This window comes from Pseudomonas sp. B35(2017) (genome assembly GCF_002113645.1).
Classification (GTDB): Bacteria; Pseudomonadota; Gammaproteobacteria; order Pseudomonadales; family Pseudomonadaceae; genus Aquipseudomonas; species Aquipseudomonas ekonensis.
Window position 1 is genome coordinate 119,182 of the sequence record NZ_NEIZ01000020.1, and the last position, 7,060, is coordinate 126,241.

Genomic DNA, 7,060 nt, shown 5'->3' on the forward strand with positions numbered 1-7,060 from the left:
GTTCCTTGATTCATGATCGCGGGTCGAACGCATCGCGGCAGGCCTCGCCGATGAACACCAGCAGCGACAGGATCAGGGCCAACGCGAAGAACGCCGTCAGCCCCAGCCAGGGCGCCTGCAGGTTGTTTTTGCCTTGCCCGATCAGCTCGCCCAGCGACGCGCTGCCGGCCGGCATGCCGAAACCGAGGAAATCCAGCGCCGACAAGGTGGCGACGGCCCCGGTGAGGATGAACGGCAGGTAGGTCAGGGTCGCGCTCATGGCGTTGGGCAGGATGTGCCGCAGCATCACCTGGCCGTCGCCCACGCCCAGCGCCCGCGCCGCCTTCACGTATTCCAGCCCCCGGCTGCGCAGGAACTCGGCGCGCACCACGTCCACCAGGCTGAGCCAGGAGAACAGCGCCATGATCCCCAGCAGCCACCAGAAGTTCGGCTCGACGAACCCGGACAGGATGATCAGCAGGTACAGCACCGGCAGCCCCGACCAGACCTCCAGCAGCCGCTGCCCGAACAGGTCGGTCCAGCCGCCGTAGTAGCCCTGCAGGGCGCCGGCGGCGATGCCGATCAGCGCGCTGGCCGCCGTCAGCGCCAACGCGAACAGCAGCGAAACCCGCGTGCCGAAGATCATCCGGGCCAGCACGTCCCGCGCCTGGTCGTCGGTGCCCAGCCAGTTGTCCGTGGTCGGCGGGCTCGGCGCAGGTTCGGTGAGGTCGTAGTTGACCGTGTCGAAACCGAACGGGATCGGCGCAAACCACAGGCGCCCGCCCTGCCCCTCGATCAGGCTGCGCACCTGGGCGCTGCGGTAGTCGGGCTGGAACGGCAGCTCGCCGCCGAAGTCCTGTTCGGTGTAGCGCTCGAACGCGGGGAAAAACCAGCGCCCCTGAAACGACACCGCCAGCGGCTTGTCGTTGGCGATCAGCTCGCCGCCCAGGCTCAGGCCGAACAGCGCCAGAAACAGCCACAGCGACCACCAGCCGCGCCGGTGGGCCTTGAACCGCGCCCAGCGGCGCTGTCCGATGGGAGATAGCGTCAGCATCAGGCGGCCCTCGCGTTGAAGTCGATGCGTGGGTCGACCAGCGTGTAGCACAGGTCGCCCGCCAGTTTTATCAGCAGGCCGAACAGGGTGAAGATGAACAGCGAACCGAACACCACCGGATAGTCCCTGGACACCGCCGCTTCGTAGCTCAGGCGCCCGAGCCCGTCGAGGGAGAAGATCACCTCGATCAGCAGCGAACCGCCGAAGAACACCGTCACCAGCGCCTGGGGCAGCCCGGCCACCACCAGCAGCATCGCATTGCGAAACACATGGCCGTACAGCACTTGGCGCTCGCTCAGGCCCTTGGCGCGTGCGGTGACCACGTACAGCCGTGAGATTTCGTTGAGGAAGCTGTTCTTGGTCAGGATCGTCAGCGTGGCGAAGCCACCGATCACCAGGGCCGTCACCGGCAGCACCAGATGCCAGAAGTAGTCGGCGACCTTGCCCCACGGCGTCAACCCGGCGAAGTTGTCCGAGACCAGCCCGCGCACCGGGAACCAGTCCAGCGCCGTGCCGCCGGCGAACACCACGATCAGCAGCAGGGCAAACAGGAACCCCGGCATCGCATAGCCGACGATGATCGCCACGCTGCTCCAGGCATCGAACGCCGAACCGTTGTGCACGGCCTTACGGATGCCCAGCGGGATCGAGACCAGGTAGGTGATCAGCGTCGCCCACAGGCCGAGGGAAAGGGTCACCGGCAACTTCTGCCGGATCAGCTCCGTCACCGTCGCGCCACGGAAGAAACTCTTGCCGAAATCCAGCTGCGCGTAGCTTTTGAGCATCAGCCACAGGCGTTCGCCGGCGGGCTTGTCGAAACCGTACTGGCGCTCGATGTCCGCCACCAGTTTCGGGTCGAGCCCACGGGTGGCGCGGGATTCGCCGCCGACGGTCTCCACATGGCCGCCCCCCACCGCGTTGCCTGCGCCGATCCCCTGCAAGCGGGCGATGGCCTGCTCCACCGGGCCGCCGGGCGCGGCCTGCACGATGACGAAGTTGACCAGCAGGATCGCCAGCAAGGTCGGCACGATCAGCAGCAGGCGCCGCAGGCTATAACCCCACATGGGCGTACTCCTTTTGCTGTTGCTGCATTTGCGCGGCGGTCAGCGCGGTCGGGCTGATTTCCCACCAGGTGTCGAGGCCGGCGTCGTACAGCGGCGCCACCGCCGGGCGGCCGAAACGGTTCCACCACACCGTGGAGATCCCCGGCGGGTAATAGTTGGGGATCCAGTAGTAGCCCCACTGCAGCACCCGGTCCAGCGCATGGGCGTGACGCAGCAGGCTGGCGCGGCTGTCGGCCTGCACCACGCCTTCGAGCAGCGCATCCACCGCCGGGTCGCGCAGCACCATGTAGTTGTTGGAGCCGGGGTCGTCGGCGCCGTCGGAGCCGAAGTAGTTGAACATCTCCCGGCCCGGCGCCTGGCTCACCGGGTAGCCGGCGACGATCATGTCGTAGTCGCGGCTGCGCACGCGGTTGGTGTATTGCGCGGTGTCCACCTGGCGGATGTCGAAGCCGATGCCGATCTGCGCCAGGTTGCGCTTGAACGGCAGCAGCAGCCGCTCGAAGCCCTTCTGGCCGTTGAGGAAGGTGAAGCGCAGCGGTTCGCCGGCGGCGTTCACCAGTTGGTCGCCGCGGGGTGTCCAACCGGCGGCCTCCAGCAGTTTCAGGGCCTGCAGCTGCTGGGCGCGGACGTTGCCGCTGCCGTCGGTGCGCGGGGCTTGGAACACCTGGGTGAAGACCTCGTCGGGGATCTTGCCGCGCCAGGGTTCGAGGAGCCTCAGCTCTTCGGCGTCCGGCAGCTCCGTGGCCGACAACGCGCTGTGGGAAAAGAAACTGCGCTGGCGCAGGTACAGGCTGCGCATCATCTGCCGGTTGCTCCATTCGAAGTCCCAGAGCATGGCGATGGCCTGGCGCACGCGGCGATCCTGGAACACCGGCTTCTGCAGGTTGAACACAAAACCCTGGGTGCCTTGGGCGGCGCCCGGCGCCAAGTGTTCGCGCAACAGCCTGCCCTGATCCAGCGCAGCGCCGGCATAGCCGATGGTGTAGCTGGTGGCCGAGAACTCGCGGTTGTAGTCGAAGCCGCCGGCCTTGAGCACCTGGCGCGACACGTCGGTGTCGGCGAAGAACTCCACGCTCAGCCGGTCGAAATTGTAGAGCCCGCGGGTGATCGGCAAGTCCTGGCCCCACCAATCCTTGACCCGCTCGAACGTCACGCTGCGCCCGGCATCCACCGCGCTGACCCGGTACGGGCCGCTGCCCGGCGGAATCTCGAAACCGCCGCCGTCGGCGAAGTCGCGGGTGCGCCACCAGTGCTCCGGCAGCACCGGCAACGTCGCCAGATCCAGCGGCAAGGTGCGGCTTTCGTTGTTGCGGAACACGAACCGCACCTGGGTCGGGGACTCGACCACGACCTCGGCGACGTCACGGAACTGCTGGCGGTACTTGAGGCTGCCTTGGGTGGTGAACAGCTCGAAGGTGTAGCGCACGTCCTCGGCGGTGATCGGGCTGCCGTCGTCGAAACGGGCCTTGGGGTTGAGGTAGAAGCGCAGCCAGCGGCGGTCGGCGTCCAGCTCCATGCGCTGCGCCACCAGGCCGTAGACGCTGTAGGGTTCGTCCTTGCTGCGGTAGGCCAGCGGCGCGTACAGCCAGCCGTCGATGTCGGCGACGCCGGTGCCCTTGTCGACATAGGGCACGAGGTGGTCGAACGGGCCGCTCTCCAGCGAAGAGCGGCGCAACGAGCCGCCCTTGGGCGCGTCGGGGTTGGCGTAGGCCAGGTGCTGGAAGTCCGGTGCGTACTTGGGCGGTTCGCCGTAGACCGTGAGGGCGTGCTGCGGGGCGGCCCAGGTCACGGGACTCAGCAGCAGGCCGAACGCCAGGAGGCGGTGTCTGGAAAGCATGGGGCAGATCCTTGTCGGCGGGTCGGCTGTCCCGGCCCCATCGCGGGCAAGCCCGCTCCCACAGGTATCGGGTGACGACTGAATCTTTGGTCATCACAAAACACTGTGGGAGCGGGCTTGCCCGCGATGGGGCCGGAACAGTCACCGCAAATCCCACCTGCCTGTGATGTGCAACAGGCAGGCATTTTTTATAGGGCAGGCCTTAGATCGAATCGTCACTAAAACCCGCCCTCTCCTGTCATTCTCAAAACCTGTAGCTGAGCCGCGTGTACAGCGTGCGCCCGAACGGGTCGCCGTACTTGGGGTCGTACCCGCTCTGGAACGTGTAGGTCTGGTTGCTGAACGGCGGCTCGCGGTCGAACAGGTTCTTCACCCCCAGAGTCACGCCCAGGGTCTTGCGCCAGGTGTAGGTGCCGGCCAGGTCCCACACGTTGTACGAACCGACGTAGTCGTGGGCCTCGCGGTCCGAGTCGTGGTAGCCGCTGGTGTAGCGGTTGGTCAGGCTGGCGCCGAACGGGCCGTAGCTCCACGTGCCGGTCAGGCTGTGGCGCCAGCGAGCCACGGCGCCGGCCGAGGCGAAATCGCCGCCGCGAAAGTCGCCGAGCTTGTCGATGTAGTCGCCCTTGAGCTGCTGCTGGTAGTCGTAGCGGCTGACGTAGGTGCCTTGCAGCCCGATGCCGAACTCGCCGAACGGGGTGCTCGGCAGGCGGTAGTCGAAGCTGACGTCGACGCCGTTGGTCTTGATCTTGCCGAGGTTGGCCAGGCCCGTGACGACGTGGTCGATGGAGCCGTCGGGCTTGCGGATCAAACGGTCCGGGTACAGTTCCGGGTTCTCGAACACGGCCGATTCCGGGAATTCGGCGATCTGGTTGGCGATGTCGATCCACCAGAAGTCCAGCCCCGTGGTCAGGCGGTCGAGCGGCTGGTAGACGAAGCCCAGGGTGACGTTGCGCGCGGTTTCCGGGTTCAGCTCGGTGTTGCCGCCGGAGCTGCGGAAGAACTGCTGGGCGCAGTCGCGGTTGGCGATCCCGCCGTTGCTCGGCGTGCCGCCGGCGCACAGGCGCGGGTCGTTGTAATTGGCGTTGGTGAACGAGGTGAAGGTCGGGTTGTACAGCTCATACAGCGACGGCGCGCGGAACCCTTCGCTGTAGGCGCCGCGCACCACCAGTTGCTTGAACGGCTGGAAACGGAACGAATACTTGGGGTTGGTGGTGCTGCCGAAGTCGCTGTACTTGTCGTGCCGCACGGCGGCGGACAGTTCCAGGCTGTCGAGCACCGGCACGTTGACCTCGGCGTACTGCGCCGAAACGCTGCGGTCGCCCGCCACGCTGCCGTTCGGGTCGACGCCCAGGCTCTGCACGTCGCCGGCGAACGGGGCGAAGTCCTGGTGGAAATCTTCCTTGCGGTACTCGCCGCCCAGGGCCAACGCCGAGGGGCCTGCGCCGAACCAGTCGCCGATCTCGCGGCTGACCCGCCCGTCGATGGCCTTCACCCGTCCCACGGCGGTGCCGTAGTCGCCGTCCACCGCGTTGGCCGCCAGCAACGCGGCACCGGCGGCGGTCTGCGGGCCGAACGGGTTGATCACGCCGTCGGCGATGCCCTGGCTCACGGCGCGGTCGTTCACATAACCGCTGCGGATGGTGTTGACCACCTTGTTCTGGTTGTACGAGGCGCCGAGGTTGTAGTCCCAACCGGCCACGCTGCCGTCGAAGCTCAGCAGCAGGCGCTGGCCGGTGTTGTCGTCCTCGTGCCGGCGGGCACCGACGGCGGTCTCGCGCCAGTTGACGTCCACCGCCTGGGTCGGGTCGAGGGCGAAGCCTGTGGGCCCCGGCGTGATGCCGTTGCCCGGATAGAACGTGGTGCCGGGGTTGACCTGGTTGCCCATCAGCGTGCCGGGGCCGATCTGCGTGCGGTTCTCGTTGCGCGCCCAGAAGTATTCGAGGCTGACGTTGTGCTCGTCCGCCAGCTTACCGGTGGCCTTGGCGAAGGCCGAGGTCTTTTCGGTCTCCGGCACCAGGTCCAGGTAGCTCCACAGGCTTTGGCGGCAGATGCCGTTGCGCGCCAGCAGCCCCGGCGCGTTGCAGCCGGAACCGGCCAACGGGTTGGTGGCGTTGCCGCCCTGGCTCCAGTTGGCCGGCGAGGCGGTGCCGGAGGTGTAATCGAGTCCCCGGCCAGGTTGGTAGTTGTAGGTGTAGCTACGGTCCTTGGCGGCCAGGCGCTCCTGCTTGTCGTGGCTGACCACGCCGAAGACGTTGAAGCGGTCTTCCTGCAGGTCGCCGAAGCCCCAACTGCCGCTGACGTTGCGGCTCTCTCCGCCGCCGGCGTGGGTGGGGGTGTCGTAGCTGGTGCTGATCTGGCCTTCGGTGAGGCTGCTCTTGGTGATGAAGTTGATCACCCCGCCGATGGCGTCGGTGCCGTACAGCGCCGACGCGCCGTCGCGCAGCACTTCCACCCGGTCGATGGCGGCGAACGGAATCGTGTTGAGGTCCACGCCGGAACCGTTGATCGAACTGGTGGCGTTGTTGCTCAGGCGCCGGCCGTTGAGCAGCACCAGCGTCTTGTTCGGGCCGATGCCGCGCAAGTCCGCATAGGACGCCCCGCCGCTGCTGGAGCCCACCGAACGTCCGGAGCCGACCGAGGATTGGTTGGCGGAGATGCGGTTGACCAGCTCCTCGGTGGTGGTGACGCCCTGCTCGCGCAACGTTTCGGCCCGCAGGACCGTGACCGGCACGGCGGTTTCGGCATCGACCCGGCGGATCGCCGTGCCGGTGACTTCGACCCGTTGCAGTACCGGTGTCGGTGCGGATTCCGCGCTGTCGGCGGCCACCGCCGGCAACGTGTGGATCGCCAGCAGCAAGGCCAGGCTCAAAGGGGATTTGACGGGTGAAAACTGGATCATGAACAGCCATCCCTGCGTTTTGGTTTATGCAGGGATGTGTGATGGGCGGCGGGGTTTTATAGGGGACGGGTTAGACCGATGGGTGATGAGGTTATGCCGGTTTCGATGGCGCCTGATCCACCGCCATTGCCAGCAGGCTGGCTTGTATGCTGGTACTTGAAGGGAGGAGGAGGGACTAGGCTGGATTCTGACTGTTGACGCAGTACAGACCCGTGGGAGATTTCGCC

4 protein-coding genes are annotated in these 7,060 nt (G+C 66.8%); all 4 read right to left on the reverse strand.

Translation table 11 applies throughout. From position 1 onward, the window contains the following. Positions 1 to 10: 10 nt before the first annotated feature. Complete coding sequence (locus tag CAG41_RS24860; protein WP_085586186.1) at positions 11 to 1,033, reverse strand: ABC transporter permease; 1,023 nt, start codon at positions 1,031 to 1,033, stop codon at positions 11 to 13. Further along, a complete protein-coding gene (locus CAG41_RS24865) occupies positions 1,033 to 2,097 on the reverse strand; it encodes a microcin C ABC transporter permease YejB (RefSeq protein WP_085586188.1) in 1,065 nt (354 codons plus the stop codon). Before CAG41_RS24865 ends, CAG41_RS24860 begins: the two co-directional genes overlap by 1 nt. After that, positions 2,084 to 3,934 (reverse strand): extracellular solute-binding protein, encoded by a 1,851-nt coding sequence (locus tag CAG41_RS24870; RefSeq protein ID WP_085707586.1) that lies wholly within the window; start codon positions 3,932 to 3,934, stop codon positions 2,084 to 2,086. Before CAG41_RS24870 ends, CAG41_RS24865 begins: the two co-directional genes overlap by 14 nt. A gap of 244 nt (positions 3,935 to 4,178) precedes the next feature. After that, positions 4,179 to 6,833, reverse strand: a complete 2,655-nt coding sequence (locus CAG41_RS24875; RefSeq protein ID WP_085707587.1) for a TonB-dependent receptor — start codon at positions 6,831 to 6,833, stop codon at positions 4,179 to 4,181. Positions 6,834 to 7,060: the final 227 nt, after the last annotated feature.

Bases quoted from the DNA above. Each gene is read 5' to 3' on its own strand.
- CAG41_RS24865 (WP_085586188.1), bottom strand. From the start codon at position 2,097: ATGTGGGGTTATAGCCTGCGGCGCCTGCTGCTGATCGTGCCGACCTTG.
- CAG41_RS24875 (WP_085707587.1), bottom strand. From the start codon at position 6,833: ATGATCCAGTTTTCACCCGTCAAATCCCCTTTGAGCCTGGCCTTGCTG.
- CAG41_RS24860 (WP_085586186.1), bottom strand. From the start codon at position 1,033: ATGCTGACGCTATCTCCCATCGGACAGCGCCGCTGGGCGCGGTTCAAG.
- CAG41_RS24870 (WP_085707586.1), bottom strand. From the start codon at position 3,934: ATGCTTTCCAGACACCGCCTCCTGGCGTTCGGCCTGCTGCTGAGTCCC.